Source organism: Mycolicibacterium septicum DSM 44393, assembly GCF_000455325.1.
In the GTDB taxonomy this organism is placed as follows: Bacteria; Actinomycetota; Actinomycetes; order Mycobacteriales; family Mycobacteriaceae; genus Mycobacterium; species Mycobacterium septicum.
The window spans coordinates 1,069,549-1,088,384 of the sequence record NZ_HG322951.1 but is presented as its reverse complement, the minus strand read 5'-3'; the positions used below and the strand labels follow the sequence as shown (position 1 = coordinate 1,088,384).

General features: G+C 66.7%; 3 protein-coding genes. All 3 read right to left on the bottom strand.

What is annotated here, in order from left to right; all coding sequences use genetic code 11:
* The 3 genes from TX88_RS04950 to TX88_RS04940 are packed head-to-tail and all read right to left on the bottom strand — an operon-like array spanning position 1 to position 18,322.
* Positions 1 to 7,737, bottom strand: coding sequence for a non-ribosomal peptide synthetase (locus tag TX88_RS04950; RefSeq protein WP_044515069.1), 7,737 nt, complete (start codon positions 7,735 to 7,737; stop codon positions 1 to 3).
* Entirely contained in the window at positions 7,734 to 18,065 is a 10,332-nt protein-coding gene (locus TX88_RS04945) for a non-ribosomal peptide synthetase (protein ID WP_044515067.1), read from the bottom strand. The genes TX88_RS04950 and TX88_RS04945 overlap by 4 nt, the downstream gene beginning before the upstream one ends.
* A 26-nt stretch (positions 18,066 to 18,091) precedes the next feature.
* A complete protein-coding gene (locus tag TX88_RS04940) occupies positions 18,092 to 18,322 on the bottom strand; it encodes an MbtH family protein (RefSeq protein WP_044515066.1) in 231 nt (76 codons plus the stop codon).
* Positions 18,323 to 18,836: the final 514 nt, after the last annotated feature.

Genomic DNA, 18,836 nt, shown 5'->3' with positions numbered 1-18,836 from the left:
CTAGAGCATCCCGAGCAGCTGCAGGTCTGTCACATATTTCACGACGACCTCCGGCGTCACGCGTGGAATGTCATTTGCTGAACCGACTTTCGCCCGCCGGACCGCGGCGCGGAACCGGTCGGCCGGCGCGTAGGAGCCCTGCGTGGGCTCCGGAGCACGCAGGACGCCGCCTTGCTGTTGAAGCAGCGTCAGCATCTGCAGGACCGAGTTCTGCCGTTGCCGCTCCGGCAGTCCCCTCATGCCGGTTTCGAACCGCTGCAACCACTCTCCGAAATCCCCGACACGTTCGATCGGGTAGCCGGCCTCGATCAGCCAGTCGATGTACGTGTCGATCCCGATACCATCGTCGTGCGGATTCATCACGTGGTAGGTCTCGAAACCGGCTGCCGCACGGGCCACCTCCCAGCCCAATGTGGTTATCGCTTCCGCGACGAAGTCCACGGGCAGTCCGTCGAAATGCGCGCGTTGCCGTTGGCCGTCGTCGCCGAGCCGATAGAACGACTCGGGCGCGACACCGGTGGCCACGAGGCTCAGCACCATTCGGCTCACCGTGTCGGTGAGGTTCAACTGTCCCGCATAAGTCGGGTCAGCCATGATCATGCCGGACCGGAACACCGCGATCGGCAGGTGGCAGAGATCATGCGCCTCACGCAGCAGAACCTCGCCGGCCCACTTGCTGTTGCCATAGCCGTTGGCGTACCCGGCATCGAGGGTGCGGAGCGGGCTGGCGAACCGAATGTCGGTGTCCTCGGTGAACTTCGACGGCTCGATCTGACGACCGACATCGGAGGTCGAGACGAAGTTGTAGGGCTTGAGCTTGGTGGTCAGCGCGAAGCGGATCAACTCGGCCGTCCCGACGACGTTGGGCCCGAACAGTTCTCGGTAAGGCAGCACGCTGTTGACGAAGGCGGCGGAGTCGACGATCAGATCGACACGCTCGGCCAGGTGCCGCCAGCGCTGGTCGTCCAGTCCGAGATTAGGTTCGCCCTTGTCGCCGGCGATGACCTCGAGGCGCTCGGCGGCGAGCTCCTGGAAGTGCCTGCGCAGGACCGGGTCGGTGTCGAAGGTGGCTTCCAGGCGCCGGCGGGCCTCCTCGTCGGAGTCGGCCCGCACCAGGCAGATCACGGTGTCGTCGACCCGGCGCAGTCGCTTGAGCCAGTCCAGCAGCAGATAACGTCCCAGAAATCCGGTGGCGCCGGTGAGTAGAACGGTCTGCACCTGCCCGTTCGGTCGTGGCAGCGCCCGCGCGGTCCTCAGGGTGGCGGCGTCGATGAACTTGTCCAGGGTCAGGTCACGGGCGTAGACCTCATTGACCACGGTGCCGTGTACCGACACGAAGCTGACACCGGTGGGGGTCGCCACCGCATCGGATCCGGCCTCGGTGGTCAACTGGAGGCCCAATGCAGCCACCGACGGTTTCTCGAACAGCGTGCGCACCGCCAGCTGGGCGTCGAACGCGGTGTTGACCGCGGCGATCACCCGCATCGCGGAGATCGAATCGCCACCGAGGTCGAAGAACGAATCATCGATGCCGACCCGGTCCAATCCCAGCACCTGGGCGTAGATGCCGGCGAGCGTGTGTTCGGCCGGGGTGGCCGGGGCGCGGTAGCGGGCGGCGTCCCGGTACTCGGGAGCGGGCAGAGCACGGCGATCGAGTTTGCCGTTGACGGTCAACGGCAGTGCATCCAGGACCACGATCGCGGTCGGCACCATGTACACGGGCAGCCGTTCGCCGAGTTCCTTCCGCAACTGGGTCGGATCGCCGTTGCCGGTGATGTAGCCGACCAGACGCTTGTCGCCGGGGCGGTCCTCGCGCGCGATGACCGCGGCCTGAGTCACTCCGTCGAGCTCGGCGAGGGCGGCTTGGATCTCGCCGAGCTCGATGCGGTAGCCGCGGATCTTGACCTGCTCGTCGGCGCGGCCCAGGTATTGCAGCTGTCCGTCGTCGCCCCACTTGACCAGATCACCGGTTCGGTACATGACCTGTCCGGGAGCGTCGGCACCGCCGAACGGGCAGGCGACGAACCGTGATGCGGTCAGGCCCGACCGGTTGAGATAGCCGACGCCGACGCCGCGGCCGGCGAGATAGAGCTCGCCGACCACACCGGCGGATACCGGACGCAACCACTCATCCAGGACGAACGTGGCACCGGAGGGAACGGGTGACCCGATCGGAACGGCACCACCGGCAGCACCTCCGATCAGGGGTGCGCTCATCGCGCCGTAGATCGTGGCCTCGGTCGGGCCGTACGCGTTGATCATCACCCGGCCCGGCGCCCAGCGATCCACCACATCGCTGGGGCAGGCCTCTCCGGCCACCACCAGAGCGGTGTTCTCCAGCCCCTCCGGCGACAGCATCCCCACCGCGGACGGCGTCTGGTAGAGCACGCTGACCCCTTCGGCGACCAGCAGGTCGTGCAGGTCATTCGGTGAGCCGGCCACCGACTCCGGAACGATGACCAGCCTGGCCCCGTGCAGCAACGCGCCCCAGATCTCCCACACCGAGACGTCGAACACCAGTGAATGCCATTGCGACCAAACCTGTCCCGATCCCGCGGGCAGATCCGGGTGCAGATTCTCCAGCACCTGGGTCACATTGCCGTGCGAGATGGCCACGCCCTTGGGAGTGCCGGTAGTTCCCGACGTGTAGATCAGGTAGGCGGTGTCATTGGCAGATGGCGGTAGCAGGTTGGTTGTGGGGTAGATCAGGCCCGCGGATTCCACAGCGGGATCGTCGACCTCGACGATCTGTACGTCTGTCCCTTCCAGCCGGGATCGGAGCTCACCCGTCGTGATCGCGATGATCGGTGCGGCGTCGGCCAGCATGAACTCCAGTCGGGTGGCCGGCACCGCAGGGTCGATCGGCAGGTAGGCCGCCCCGGTCTTGAGCACCGCCAGGATGGCCACGATCGCCAGGTCGGACCGCGGCGCCAGCAGCGCCACGGTCTCGCCCGGACCGGCACCCATGAGTGCCAACAGGTTTGCCAACCTACGCGCGTCCTCGTCGAGTTCGTCGTAGGTCAGCGAGCGATCCTCAAAAGTCAGCGCGGGCGCACCAGGATCACGTTCCACCTGCCGGCTGAACATCTCCGGGATCGAGACCGGTGCGCTCACCGGCAGGGCCAGGATCTCGCGATTGCTCCACGCGTCCAGCAGATCGTGCTCGGCGCTCTCAAGGACATCCATCGTCGAGAGCCGGCGAGCCGGATCGGCGACCATGTCCACCAGCAGCCGCTGGAACCGTTCGACCAGCGCTTCGATCTGACCCGCATCGAACACGTCGCTGTCGAATTCGAGGCGCAGGCCCAGTTCGTGCCCAGGAAGGGCCATCATCGAAAGCGGGTAGTGGTTGTACTCGCGGTTGTTGAACTCGGTGACGGCCAACTCCTGCACACCCATGAACGCACTGGTGTCGATGGGGTAGCTCTCGTAGAGGAACAAGGTGTCGAACAGCCGCTCGTGGCCGGCGAGGTGGTGAATCTCGGTGAGCGCCAAGTGCTCGTGCTCAAGGGTGTCGTTGTGGGCGCGTTGCAACTGGTCCAGCAGCTCGGCCACTGTGGTGGCCGCGGTGGTGCGGGCTCGCACCGGGACGGTGTTGATCAGCAGGCCCACCATGGAATCCGCACCGGCCAGGTCCGTGGGCCGGCCCGACACCGCGGTACCGAAGGCGACGTCGTGCTGGCCCGTCAGCCAGATCAGCAGTTGCGCCCAGGCGGCCTGCAGCACGGTGGCCACCGTGGTGCGCTGCGCGCGTGCGAGTTCACCGAGCGCCGCGGTCGTCTCGGCCGACACCCGATAGGTCTCGATGCCTCTGGGGCCCGGCTCGGCCGGAGGGGCGACCAGGGTGGGAGTCTCGAAGCCGTCCAACAAGTTTCGCCAGGCTTCACGCGACGCGTCACGATCCTGGCCGGCCAGCCAACTGACGTAGTTGCGGTACGACGCCGGCGCGGGGAGCCGCTGCCCGAAGTAGCTGGCGAAGACCTCCTTCAACAGGATCGGCAGCGACCAGCCGTCGATCACGATGTGGTGGAAGGTCAGGACAAAGCGATGCTCGTTCCCCGCGGTGCGGATGAGTGCGGCCCGGAATGTCGGCCGCTCGGAGAGGTCGCAGACCGCGGTCCGCTCGGCGTCGCAGAGCGCACGGACCTCCTCGTCGGACGTCAGGTCATCGCCGCGAAGGTCGAGGTACCGCCACGCCATGACCGGGTCGGCAGGGATGACCTGCACGGGTTCGCCGAACTGCCCACAGAATCGCGCAGCCAGATTCGGATGCCGGGCGACCACGGTGTGCAGTGCGTCCCGCAGCCGGTGCTGGTCGACGATGCCGGTGATGGTGATGTCGAGCTGAACCGCGTACACGTCGTCATGGGCGCCACGGCCACGGGCGAAGGTGGAATGGAACAGCAACCCCTGTTGTACCGGAGTCAGCGGCAACACATCGGCAACGGTGTATTCCTGTGCCAGCTCATCGATCTGGCCCTGAGTCAGTTGTGCCGGAAGGACATCCGATGGGGTCAACCCGCCGCCACCGGAGTGCACGTGGGCGCAGATACCCTTCAATGCCTCAAACCACAGCCGGCTGAGCCGGTCCACCTGATCCCGGCTGACGACCGATGGGGCCCATGTCCACGCGGCCTGCAGGCTCGGGCCGGCATCGGTGTCCGTGGTGCCGGCATTGAGTTCAACGGTGTGCATCAACGGCATGGGGACCTCTGACACCACACCGGTGGCCGACAACGCGTCCTGGTCGATGCGCCACAGGTCCTCGCCGAGGTCCGCCATCCCAACGGCGAGGCGACCCAGATAGTTGAACCCGATCGTCGGGTCCGGCCCGTCCAGTTCCACGTCGGCGTTGAGGTAGCGGAGCATCCCGTAGGTCAGGTCATCGGGCAGGGCCCGCAGTTGCTCCTTGACCTCCTTGATGACCGAACCCAACTCGACGTCACCCGAAATCACCTGATCCCAGGGCAGTTCCGGCGCTGCCAACGCGATCGGATACTTGGTGGTGAACCAGCCGACGGTACGCGAGAGGTCCACATCGGAGTCCGGGCATGCTCCCCCGAGGTCCTCACTGCGGCCATGACCCTCGACGTCGAAATTGATCGGCAGGCTGCCGGTGCCGAGGTATTCGGCCCATGCCAGGCCGAAGGCGATCAACAGAATGTCCTGCACCCCTGCGTGAAATGCCGCAGGAACCGGCCCGAGCAGCTGGCGGGTGGTCTCGACATCCAGCTCCACCGACAGCTGGCCGGCGTTGGCATAGGTGTCCACGTCTGGCCGCACCGGCGGCAGAGGAGCGGGTACCTCGAGCACTCTGCGCCACTGGTCGGCATGCCCGACAACCTTCGCGTCGCCGGCATGCTCGGTCAACAAGTGCGACCAACGGGCAAACGACGTACCGCCGAGCGGCAGGCGCACCGGCTGCCCGCTGTGGTGCTGCGCCCAGGCAATGTTCAGGTCTTCCAGCAGAATTCGCCAGGACACCCCGTCGACAGCCAGGTGGTGGATCATCAACACGAGCTGGCTGGCGGTGGGCACCCACAGGGCTCGAAGGACCGACCCGCCGGCCGGGTCCAACTGCGTCAACGCCATGATCAGCGCGTCGTCGGACAACTCCTCGACAATGGACACGCGGTCGCGCGCATCCACCGCACCCTTGTCGGGCACGCTCAGCGCCCATTCGCCGTCGGCGTCGGTTTCGGCCAGCATTCTCAGGGTGGCGTGTCGATCGAGCAGCTCCTGCACCATGACCACCACATCGTCCTCGGTCACCCCATCGGGCGCCTGCAGCACGACCGTCTGGTTGAACTGATCGACGGGACCCTGCACGTCGCGCAGCCAACGCATGATCGGTATGGCCGACACCGGACCGATGCCCTCGTCGACGACCGCATGCTCCGGATCTGCGAAGACCGAAACTTCGGCGACCCCGGCCACGGTCTGTTCGACGAAGATGTCGCGCGGCCGGCACCGCACGCCTGCCGCCCGAGCCCGGGCCACCACCTGCATCGACAGGATGCTGTCACCGCCCAGGTCCAGAAATGAGTCGTCGACACCGACCTGATCCAGGCCAAGCACCTGGGCATAGATGTCGGCGAGGATCTCCTCGACCGGGTTGCTCGGCGCGCGGTATCCGGCTCCGGCAGTGCGATATTCGGGCGCCGGTAGCGCGCGCTTGTCGAGCTTGCCGTTCACCGTCAGCGGGAAGGCGTCGACCACCACCACCGCGGCGGGCACCATATAGGCCGGTAACCGCTTGGCCAGCGCCGCACGCATCTGGGCCGGGTCGGCCGTGCCGGTGATGTAACCGACAAGCCGTTTGTCGCCGGGGCGGTCCTCGCGGGCGATCACCACGGCCTGGGTCACCCCATCGAGCCCGGCAAGTGCGGCCTGCACCTCGCCCAATTCGATTCGGTAGCCGCGGATCTTGACCTGCTCGTCGGCGCGGCCCAGGTATTGCAGCTGTCCGTCGTCGCCCCACTTGACCAGATCACCGGTGCGGTACATGACCTGTCCGGGAGCGTCGGCACCGCCGAACGGGCATGCGACGAAACGCGATGCGGTGAGCCCGGACCGACGCGCGTATCCAACTGCCACCCCGGCACCCGCCACGTACAGCTCACCGACCACGCCCTCCGGCGCCGGGCGGAGCCACTGGTCGAGCACGAACAACGCCGCACCCGGCACCGGGGAGCCGATGGGCACGATCGCACCGGCCGTTTCCGACGTCGTCAACGGCGCACTCATCGCGGCGTAAACGGTTGCCTCCGTGGGCCCGTACGCGTTGATCATGACCCGGCCCGAGGCCCACCTCTCCACCAATTCGGAGGGGCAGGCTTCGCCCGCCACCACCAGGGTGGTCGATTCCAGCCGCTCCGGCGACAGCATGCCCGCCGCCGAGGGCGTCAGGCACAGCACGCTCACCTTTTCGGCGAGCACCAGATTCTGCAGGTCATCCGGCGAGCTAGCGGCAGCCTCCGGGACGATCACCAGTCGTCCGCCGTGCAGCAGGGCACCCCAGATCTCCCACACCGAGACGTCGAACACCAGCGAATGCCATTGCGACCACGCCTGTCCCGGCTCCGAGGGCAGATCCGCATGCAGGCGCTCCACCAACTGAGTCACGTTGCGGTGGGTCACTGCTACCGCCTTCGGCACACCGGTGGTGCCCGACGTGTAGGTCATGTAGGCCAGGTCGTCCGGTTCCGGGCCCGGCAGCGCGGTGCACGGCTGACGCTCGACAGCGGGATCGTCGACATCGATCACCGGCACCTCGCCGCCGTCCAGCCGGGCACGCAGTTCCGCGGTGCTGATGGCGATGCCGGGTGCCGCATCGGTGAGCATGAAGCCGATCCGGTCATCGGGATGTGCGGGGTCGATCGGCAGGTAGGCGGCTCCGGTCTTGAGCACGGCCAGGATCGACACGATCGCCTCGGCGGAACGGGAGATCAGCAGTGCAACGGTTTCACCCGGCCCGACTCCGTGATCCGCCAGCAGGTTCGCCAGCCGATTCGACTTCTCATCGAGCTCGCGATAACTCCACGATCGGTCGCCGCTGACCAGCGCCACGGACTCGGGGCTGCGGGCCGCCTGGGCGGCGAACAGGACGGGTACGGTGACCGCGTCGGAAGACCGGCGGGTCAATGCCGACCGGTTACCCCAGTCGTCGAGGCGGCTGTGCTCACTGTCGTCGAGAAGGTCGAACGACAACAGCGTCCGGCTGGAACCGTTGCTCATGACTGCTCCCTCGTGTCTGCGGTCATGGCATCGAGTACCCGCCTGAACCGCGCGACCAATCTCCCAATGCGCACCGAATCGAAGGCGTCAGAATCGAATTCGACGCGAAAGCCCAGTTCATGACCTGGAACCGCCTGCACCGAAAGCGGATAATGGTTGTACTCGCGATTGGTGAAACCGGTGATCGTCAGGTCACCGACCGCTGACAGCGCGGCTGTGTCGATCGGGTAGTTCTCGTAGACAAACATGCTGTCGAACAACTGGTCGTGACCGGTGACGCGATGTATCTCGCTCAGCGCCAGGTGCTGGTGATCCAACGTGTCGTTGTACACGCCCTGCAGCTCTTCGAGCAGGCTGGCGACGGTGGTCGCCGGGGTGATCCTCGCGCGCACCGGCACCGTGTTGATCAGCAGTCCGACCATCGACTCGGCGCCGGCAACGTCTGCCGGCCGGCCCGACACCGCAGTGCCGAATGCGACGTCGTACTGGCCGGTCAGCCACGTCAGCAGCTGTGCCCAGGCGGCCTGCAGCACGGTGCTGACCGTCGTATGGCAGGTACGCGCCAGCTCGCCGAGAGCCTGTGTGGTCTCGGCCGACAACTGGAAGGATTCGACACCGCGTCGGCCGAGGGTCACCCTCCCCGGGGTGCTGACCAGTGCAGGATTGTCGAAACCGTCAAAAACCTTGCGCCACGCCGTCTGTGCGGCGCTGATGTCCTGCTCGGCCAGCCAGGTGACGAATCGCCGGTATGGGACGGGAGCCGGCAGCCGGCCGCCGAGATAGCCGGCGAAGATCTCCCGCAACAGGATCGGCTTCGACCAGCCGTCCAGCACGATGTGGTGGTTGGTGAGCACGAAGCGGTGCTGGTCGTCCGCGGTCCGGAGCACTGCGGCCCGGAACGGCGGCTGATCACCCAGCCCGACGACGGCGGCGCGCTCGGCGGCGCAGAACTGCTGAATCTGCTGTTCGACGCCCTGTTGTGGGGTATCGCTGAGATCCAGGTATTGCCAGGCGAGTTCCGGTTGCGCCGGCAGGATCTGCACCGGCAGTCCGAAGTCCTCGTGGAAGCGCGCGACCACGTTGGGGCGCCTGGTGATCACGTCCTGCACAGCGGCGCGCAGGCGGTCCTGATCCAGCGGACCGGCCACTGCCACGTCCAGCTGCACCGCGTACAGATCGTCGCCGGCCTCCCCCGCTTCGGTGTGGAACAGCAGACCCTGCTGCAACGGGGTCAGCGGCAACACGTCGGCGATCGCGGATTCGCCTTGCAGTTCATCGATCTGAGACTGGGTCAGACGCGCCGGGAAGATATCTGACGGGGTCAGCCCACCGCCGCCGTTGCGGACGTGAGCGCAGATGCCGGCCAGTGCCTCGAACCACAGTCGGCTCAAAGTTTCGACCTGCTCGTGGTTCAGCGCGGACGAGGCCCACGTCCACGTCGCATGCAGCCGAGGACCGCCGTCACCGCCGGCGTCGAGCGTGCCGGCGTTGAGCTCCAGGGTATGTCCGAGCGGGGTGTCCACCGCCGTGGCCGACGCGGTGATCGACACCGCTTGCTGATCGATCCGCCACAGGTCGTCGGACAGTTCACCGGCGCCCGCCCCGAGCCGGCCGAGGTAGTTGAAGCCGAAGTCCGGATCCGGACCGTCCAGCTCCACAGCAGGATTCAGGTAGCGCAGCAGTCCGTAGGTCAGGCCGTCAGGCAGGGCCCGCAACTGTTCCTTCGCGGCCTTGATGACCGCACCCAGCTCATCCTCACCCGAAGTCACCTGCTCCCATGGCAATTCGTCCAGAGCCAACGCCACCGGATACTTGCTGGTGAACCAGCCCACGGTGCGGGACAGGTCGACGCCGTCGGCCAGGTCCTCGTCTCGGCCGTGACCCTCGACATCGATGCCGATCGGGTCGGCACCGGCGCCGAGGAATTCCGCTGCCGCCAGCCCGAAGGCGATCAGCAGGATGTCCTGCACACCGGCGTGGAACGCGGCCGGGACCGCACCGAGCAGTTGGCCGGTGGTGTCGGCGTCCAGCTCCACAGACAGCTGCCCGGCGGTGGCGTAGGTGTCCACCGCTGGTTGCACCGCGGGCAATGCGGCCGGGGTGGCGGCCACCTGTTGCCAGGCCGGCGCCAGCTCGACCACCTCCGGGCTGTGGGCGTGTTCGTTCAGCACCGACGACCAGCGGGCAAAGGACGTGCCCGAGGCGGGCAAATCCACCGATTGGCCGCTGCGATGCTGAGCCCAGGCGATGTTCAAGTCTTCCAAGAGGATTCGCCAGGACACCGCGTCGACAGCCAGGTGATGAATCATCAACGCGAGGGTTGCGGTACCGGGCACCCACAGTGCCGTCAGCATCGCCCCGACCGCGGGGTTCAACCGTGACCGCGCAGCGCGCAGCGCCTCGTCGGACAGTTCGTCGACGACATGCACACAGGCACCGGAATTCACCGCGCCCGGTTCGGGCACGGTCAGCGACCACGCACCGTCCACCGCCTCCACCCGCAGGCGCAGCATGGCGTGCCGGTCCAGCAGAGCCTGCAGCACCATCACCACGTCGCCCTCGGTGACGCCATCGGGCGCCTGCAGCACCACGGTCTGGTTGAACTCGTCTACCGGACCGTCGATTTCGTGCAGCCACCGCATGATCGGGGTGGCCACCACCGGGCCGATCCCCTCGTCGACCACCACGACCTGGCCGTCGGCGGATGCCACCACCTGTGCCAGCCGGGCCACCGTCTGTTCGACCAGAACGTCACGCGGTCGGCAGACCAGACCAGCGGCCCGGGCGCGGGCCACCACCTGCATCGACGAAATGCTGTCCCCACCGAGGTCGAAGAACGAATCGTCCACGCCCACCCGTTCGACACCCAGCACCTGGGCGTAGATGCCGGCCAGAATCTGCTCGACGGCGTCGTGCGGTGCCCGGTACCGATCGGCGTCCTGGTACTCCGGCGCAGGCAGCGCCCGGGTGTCGAGCTTGCCGTTCACCGTGAGCGGCAATGCGTCCAACGCCACCACCGCGGTCGGAACCATGTACGCCGGAAGACGTTCGGCCAGCAGCGCTCGGGCTGTTGCAGGGTCGACCGATCCGGTCACGTAGCCGACCAGACGCTTGTCGCCGGGGCGGTCCTCCCGGGCGATCACCGCCGCCTGCTGCACTCCGTCCACACCGGCCAGAGCCGCCTGGACCTCACCGAGTTCGATGCGGTAGCCGCGGATCTTCACCTGCTTGTCGGCGCGGCCCTCGTAGCGCAACTGCCCGTCCGCGCCCCAGCGCACCAGGTCACCGGTGCGGTACATCCGTTGCCCGGGGGCTCCGAACGGGCACGCCACGAATCGCGTCGACGACAGATCCGAACGGCCCACGTAACCCGCGGCGAGGCCGGCACCGGCCACGTACAACTCGCCGACCACGCCCACCGGGACCTGCCGCATCCACTCGTCGAGCACGAAGAAGGCCAGGTGCTGCAGCGGCACGCCGATCGGGCTGGAGTTGCCCTCGACGTCGGCACGGCCGATCTCACGGTACGAGGCGTGGACCGTGGTCTCGGTGATGCCGTACATGTTGATCATCCGGGGCAGCCCGGGGTGACTCCGCATCCAGACCGAAAGACGTTGCGGCTCCAGTGCTTCACCACCGAACACCACGGTCTGCAGCTCAAGTTCACGCCCCAGTTCGGGCGCCAGTGCATCGGCGGTCTGCAACGCGTAGAACGCCGACGGGGTTTGGCTCAGGACATTGACCTTCTCGCTGACGAGCAGCGCATGCAGATCTTCGGGTGAGCGGACCACCGAATCGGGCACGACCAGCAGCCGGCCGCCGGAGAGCAGCGGGCCCCAGATCTCCCAGACCGAATAGTCGAACGCCAGCGAATGGCACTGGCTCCAGACCCGGCCCACCGACAGTTCGGCGCCGAGGGCCTCGAGCAGTTCGGTGACATTGCGGTGCGTGACTGCCACGCCCTTCGGCGCGCCGGTGGTTCCCGACGTGTAGATGATGTAGGCGATGTCGTCGGGCACTACCGCGAGCGGTGAATCGGCAGGTGCGGCAGGCAGTTCGGCGCCGGATCGAGAACCGGGGTCGTCGATCTCGAGCACGGGCACACCGGATGGCTCCAGCCGATGGCGCAGCCCCGCCGTGGTGATCGCGACGACCGGCCCGGCGTCGGCGAGCATGAACTCGATACGGGCATCGGGATGCGCCGGGTCGATCGGCACATAAGCCGCCCCGGTCTTCACCACGGCCAGGATCGCGACGACGGCCTCGGCATTGCGGGGCAGCAGCATCGCCACCCGCCTACCGGGGCCGGCCCCACGACTGGACAGCAACTGCGCCAATCGATTTGACGAATCGTCGAGGTCACCATAGGTCATCGACCGGCCATCGCAGGTCAGCGCCACCGCGGCCGGGTCGCGGGCCACCTGCCCGGCGAACAGCTGCGGAATCGACACCGGCTCGGTCACCGGCCGGCTCAGGACAGCGCGGTTGCCCCAGCTGTCGAGCCGGCCGTGCTCATCGGCGTCGAGCAGATCGATCGACGCGAGCGTCCGAGCTGGATCGGCGACCATGGTCTCCAGCACATGTCGCATCCGATCGGCCAGGGCCGCAACGTCGTCCGTGCCGAATACACAACTGTCGAACTCGATCCGCAGTCCCAGCTCCTCCCCTGGCATCGCCACCACCGACAGCGGATAGTGGTTGTACTCGCGGCTGGTGAAGTCGGTGATGCCCAACTCCTGTGCGCCCAGCAGCGCCTGGGTGTCGATCGGATAGTTCTCGTATACGAAGAGCGTGTCGAACAGCCGGTCGTGCCCTGCCGCTCGATGGATCTCGGCCAGCGACAGGTGCTCATGCTCGACGGTGTCGTTGTGCACCCGTTGCAGCTGATCCAGCAGATCGGCCACCGTGCTGGCCGCGTTGATGCTCGCCCGGACCGGCACGGTGTTGATCAGCAGGCCGACCATCGACTCGGCGCCCGGCAGATCGACCGGCCGTCCCGACACCGCGGTGCCGAAGACCACGTCGCGCTGGCCGGTCAGTGCCATGAGCACCTGCGCCCAGGCCGCCTGCAGCACGGTGTTCACCGTGGTGTGCTGCGACCGGGCCAGCTCGGTGAGTGCCCGGGTGGTCTCGGCCGGAAGCCGGTAGGACTCGGTGCCCCGGGGCCCCACCGGCGTCGGGGGCCCGACCAGGGTGGGAGTCTCGAACCCGGCCAGAGCGTCGCGCCACACCACCTTTGCCGCAACGTGATCCTGGCCCGCCAGCCAGCTGACGAAGTTCCGGTACGAGGCGGGCGAGGGTAGCCGGTGCCCGAAGTACCCGGCGAAGATCTCCTGCAGGAGGATCGGCAGTGACCAGCCGTCGATCACGATGTGGTGAATCGTGAGGACCAGTTTGTGCTGCTCGTTACCGGTGCGGATGAGCGCGGCGCGGAAGGTCGGCTGCCCTGCCAGATCGCAGACAGCCCGGCGTTCGGCGGCGCACAACTGCTCAAGCCGATCGTCGACATCTCCTGCGGTGTCGGCCGGTTCGGCGTACTGCCACGCGGTGAACGGATCGGCCTCCAGTACCTGTACCGGCTCGCCGAACTGGTCGTGGAACCGTGCTGCCAGGTTGGGGTGGCGCGCGATGACCGCACTCACCGCTCGGCGTAAGCGCTGTGGATCGAGCTCACCGGTGACGGTCACCGCCAGTTGCACCGCGTAGACGTCGTCCCCGACGGTCCCGGCATCGTCGGCGACGCTGGACTGGAACAGCAGCCCCTTCTGCAGCGGGGTCAGCGGAAGGACATCGGCGATCCGGTACTGCTCGGTCAGCTCGTCGACCTGTCCCTGGGTCAGCTGCAGCGGGGCGACATCCGACGGGGTGAGCCCGCCCCCGCCGGACCCCACGTGGGCGCAGATGCCGGCCAGGGCCTCGAACCAGAGCCGGCTGAGCCGGTCAACCTGTTCACGACTCAGCACGGACGGTGCCCACATCCAATTGGCCTGCAGCTGTGGGCCGGTCGCGCCGTCCAACGTGCCGGCGTTGAGTTCCACGCTGTGGGCGAGCGCCATCGGAACGGCCGAAGCCACGTCGGTCATCGACAGGTTGTCCTGGCTGATCCGCCACAGATCCTCGGACAGGTCGACCCCGCCCGCGCCCAGCCGGCCGAGGTAGTTGAACCCAACGGTCGGGTCGGATCCGCCCAGATCCACATCCGGATTGAGATAACGCAAGAGCCCGTAGGTCAATCCGTCAGGCAGGGCCCTCAGCTGTTCCTTCGCGGCCTTGATCACGGGTCCGAGTGCCGAGGCTCCGGCGGTCACGTGTGTCCAGGGCACCCGGCCCACCGTCAGCGCCACGGGGTACTTGGCCGTGAACCAACCCACGGTGCGGGACAGATCGACATTGGGCGCCAGATCTTCGGCGCGCCCGTGACCTTCGACATCGATGCCCATGGGCACGCTGCCGGCGCCGGCACCTGAGAACTCCGCCCAGGCCAGGCCGAAAGCGATCAACAGAATGTCCTGCACGCCTGCGTGGAATGCCGCAGGGACCTCTCCCAACAGCATCCGGGTGGTCGCTTCGTCCAAGGCCACCGTCAGCCGCCCGGCGCTGGCGTAGGTGTCCAACTCCGGCTGTACGGGTGGCAATGCGGCCGGGGTCGACGCGACTGCCCGCCAGGTGTCGGCGTGCCGGACGACATCGGTGTCCCGCGCGCGTTCGGCCAGCAACTCGGACCAGCGGGCCAACGACGTGCCACCGGTCGGCAGTGCCACCGACTGCCCGTTGTTGTGCTGCACCCAGGCGATGTTCAAGTCTTCCAACAGGATTCGCCACGACACACCGTCGACCGCCAAATGGTGGATGATCAGGGCCAGCTGATGGGTGTCCTGCGCCCACAGGGCACGCACCATCGTCCCATCGGCGGGGTTGAGCTTCGCCCGCGCGCCCCGCACCGCCTCGTCCGACAACTCCGTGACCGCGGTCAGGCAGTCACGGGCACTGACGGTTCCCTTGTCCGTTGCGGTCAACGACCAGTCACCACTGCCGTCGGTGCCGCCCGTGGCATCTGCGACGTCGGCGCGCAGCCGCAGCGCGGCGTGCCGGTCCAGCAGTGCCTGCAGGACGATCTCGGCATCGGGCTGGGTCACCCCGGCCGGGGCCTGGATCACCAAGGTCTGGTTGAACTGGTCGGTGCGACCGGGCATGTCCTGAAGCCACTGCATGATCGGTGTCGGGTCCACCGCACCGATGCCCTCGTCGATGACGGCCTCGCCTCCGGCGAGCTTGGCCACGCCGCCAAGCCGGGCAACGGTCTGCTCGACGAAGATGTCACGCGGCCGGCACCACACTCCCGCCGCCCGGGCCCGCGCCACCACCTGCATCGACAGGATGCTGTCGCCACCCAGGTCGAAGAACGAATCATCCACTCCGACCCGTTCCAGCCCGAGGACCTCGGCATAGATGCCGGCCAAGATCTCCTCGACCGCATCACCCGGAGCCCGGTATTCGGTCTTCCCGCTTTGGTATTCGGGTGCCGGCAACGCGCGGGTGTCCAGTTTGTTGTTGGCCGTCAACGGCATCGCGGCGAGCACCACCACCGCGGCGGGCACCATATAGGGCGGAAGTCGGTCCGCCAGTTGGGCCCGGGCTTCAACCGGATCGACGCTTCCGGTGACATACCCGACGAGTCGCTTGTCGCCGACGCGGTCCTCCCTGGCGATCACCGCGGCGTGTTCCACCCCGTCCACCCGAGCCAGCGCGGAACGCACTTCACCGAGTTCGATGCGGTACCCGCGGATCTTGACCTGCTCATCCGCGCGGCCCAGATATTGCAGCTGCCCGTCCTCGCCCCACCGCACCAGATCGCCGGTGCGGTACATCCGCTGCCCTGACACACCACCGAACGGGCACGCCACGAACCTCGAGGCCGTCAGATCCGGCCTGCCGAGGTATCCGCATGCCACCCCGTCGCCGGCAACGTACAGTTCGCCCACCACGCCCGTCGGCACCGGCTGCATCCAGGTGTCCAGTACGAACAGCGCGGCGCTGGGCACGGGTGAGCCGATGGGAACGACGGTCTCGGCCGCTCCGGCCCGCAGCGGTGCGCTCATCGCCGCACAGATCGTGGTCTCGGTCGGGCCGTAGGCATCGAACATCACCCGACCGGCTGCCGCCCAGCGATCCACCAACTCGGTTGGGCACGCCTCGCCGGCCACCACAAGCACTGCGGATTCCAGGTTCTGCGGCGACAGCATCGCCACGGCGGACGGGGTCTGGGTGAAGACGCTGACCCCTTCCGCGACCAGCAGCCGATGGAAGTCCTCGGGAGAGCCGGCCACCGATTCGGGCACCACCACCAGACGGCCGCCCCGTAACAGGGCATGCCCGACCTCCCACACCGAGGCGTCGAAGCCCAGCGAGTGGCACAGCGGCCACACCGCTCGCCGCGGCAGGCTGGCGTCCAGCGAGATCATCAGCTGGGTCAGATTGTGGTGGGTGACCGCCACACCCTTGGGCGTGCCGGTGGTTCCCGACGTGTAGATCACGTAGGCGATGTCGGCAGGGGCAGGCGCCGGCAATGCGGTGACAGGCTGCGCCTCGATCGCCGGATCGTCGACGTCGATCACGATGCCCCGGTAGCCGTCGAGCCGTGACTGCAGTTTCGCCGTGGTGACGGCGGCTATCGGTGCCGCATCGGCCAGGATGAACTCCATCCGCGAGGCGGGCACGGCCGGGTCGATCGGCAGATACGCCGCACCCGTCTTGAGTATCGCCAGCATTCCGACGACGGCCCGGGCCGAACGGCTCGAGTACAGAGCGACCCGCTCGCCCGGGCGGGCTCCCTGGGCTGCCAGCAGATGCGCCAACCGATTCGCCGCCTCGTCGAGCTCGCGGTAGGTCAGCGTTCGGCCTTCGAAGGTCAGTGCCGCGGCGTCGGGCGCAGCGGCCACCTGTTCGGCGAACAAGTCGGGTATCGAGACCGGTTCTGCCTTGGGCCGGGTGAGCACAGCATGATTGCCGATCTCGGCCAGCCCGGCACGTTCCTGCCCGGCCAGCAGATCGAGTGAAGACAGCGGCCGTTCCGGGTCGGCGGCCATTTCCACCAGGACTCGTTGAATGCGGTCGGCCAGATCAGAGACTTCGAAGTCCGCGAACGGACGCCCGGTGCCCGCCGTGCTCAGGAAGAGCTGGTCACTCGCTCCGATGAAGAACAAGCCGAAGTGCCCCATCGGGCCGTGGTTGGTGTACGACACCGTGACGGGGGCGCCGGCCAGATCCAAGGTGAGACGGGACGGGATGAAGTTGACCGCCACCCTGTTCGACCCCTGCCGAGATCCGCCGCTGAGAGTGTGCACGGGAAAACGCTGATGTTGCAACAGTTCTCGGATACGCGAATCGACGTGCCTGCAGAATTCACCGACCGTCCAGTCCGGGGGCGCCTTGAGCACCAACGGCACCACCCCGGCGAGCATGGCCGGCAGGGTCTTCGATTCCGGAGTCACGCGTCTGCTGACCGGGAAGTCGAGCGCCACCTCTGAGGCGTTGGCGGTCCACGCTCGCACCAATAGTGCGCACGCCGCGGTGGTTACGGAGTATCGACGGACCCGCAGGCTCTTGGACAGTTCTTTTATGTGCCCCACAGCGGCCCGGTCGACTTCGACCGAGGCCGAGGGCGCGTACGCGTCCCGCCCGTTCTCCGTCGAGGGTTGCCCCTGGTCGAGACCACCCTCAGGTGGAAGGTTGTCCCGCCAGTAGGCCAGATCATCCTGAAAACTCTGGGACGCTTGGTATTCCACTTCGCAGTCGACCAGATCCTGCAATGTGCCGAAGTATGCCGGCGGCACCGGCTCGCCCGAGACCAGCGCCGTGTAGATCGTGGCAATCCGCCGGCTGACCAGTGCCATGCCCAAGCCGTCGACAGAAATGTGGTGCCCCAGCCCGAACAGGAAGTACTCGTCCTGCCGCGTCCGGAAGAGGGCGAACTTCACGAGCTGACCGGTCAGCGGCAGGGGCGTGTGCTGAATCGCCGATGCCATCTCCCGGGCTTTACGCACCGGGTCGGCGGAGTCCCTGACGTCATGGAACACCAACTCCAGGTCGGAGTAGTCAACCGCCTTCTGAAGGACCTGTCCGTCGATCTCGACGAACGCGGCCCTGGCCGGCTCCGCCTCTTGGAGGGCCTGGCGGATCGCCCGCTCAAGGAGGTCTCGCCGCACCGCGCCGTCAATTCGGCCCAAAAGGCCGAGTTGCCACTCGGTGCCGGCAAGGCCACTTTCCTGGGAAAGCCAGATATCCAACTGCCCGCGCGAAAGCGGCAGTGTTCCACCATCAGGTTCCATATATGTTGTCAACTTCCACTGACGATTTAGCGCTGAATAGACCCGTCGCGCGCCAACCGCTCACGCAGGCTCTTAGGTCGGATATCCGTCCAATTCTGCTCAATGAACTCCAAGCAGTCAGAACGGTTCGCTTCGCCATAGACCATCCGCCACCCTGCGGGTACCTCGGCAAAGCTCGGCCACAAGCTGTGCTGCTCCTCGTCATTGATCAAGACACAGAAGCTGCCGCTGTCGTCGTCGAACGGGTTATTGCTCACGTTTCTCCAGGCTGGTCGGTGACTTCGCAAAGATATCGCAAACATACGGGAGCCCGCATCGCCCAGTTCCCGGTTTCGTTCAAGTCAACCCGCCGACCCGCTCCAGCGAACTCTATCTAGCATTACTAATCACTTAACTGCACTTTCAACATCATGTGCTTTTGTGAGGTCATCATCTTTTGACGAAAGCGTCACGCTATTGCGTATTCAGTCAGATTGTGAATTTTGTGTGGTCCTGTCGGCCAGCAACCAACCTCAAAACTCGAATTCTCCCCGTAATAGCAACCACAGCAAATAATTGCGGTTCGCGACGCAAATCGATAAAGAGTCGCCACGCATTGAATCGATAATGGACGCGGCACCGACAGTGGTTAACTGAAACTCGGTGGCCGTGAAGATCCCCCAGCCCACGGGGCGGGATCTGGGGGCGGTTTGCGATTGCCATCCATGCCGGGGCGGGGCACGCAAGCGGGCGCGCAAAAGCCCGCTACGCGCTCCGCCCGCAATCTGCGAC

Bases quoted from the DNA above. Each gene is read 5' to 3' on its own strand.
- TX88_RS04945 (WP_044515067.1), bottom strand. From the start codon at position 18,065: ATGGAACCTGATGGTGGAACACTGCCGCTTTCGCGCGGGCAGTTGGAT.
- TX88_RS04950 (WP_044515069.1), bottom strand. From the start codon at position 7,737: ATGAGCAACGGTTCCAGCCGGACGCTGTTGTCGTTCGACCTTCTCGAC.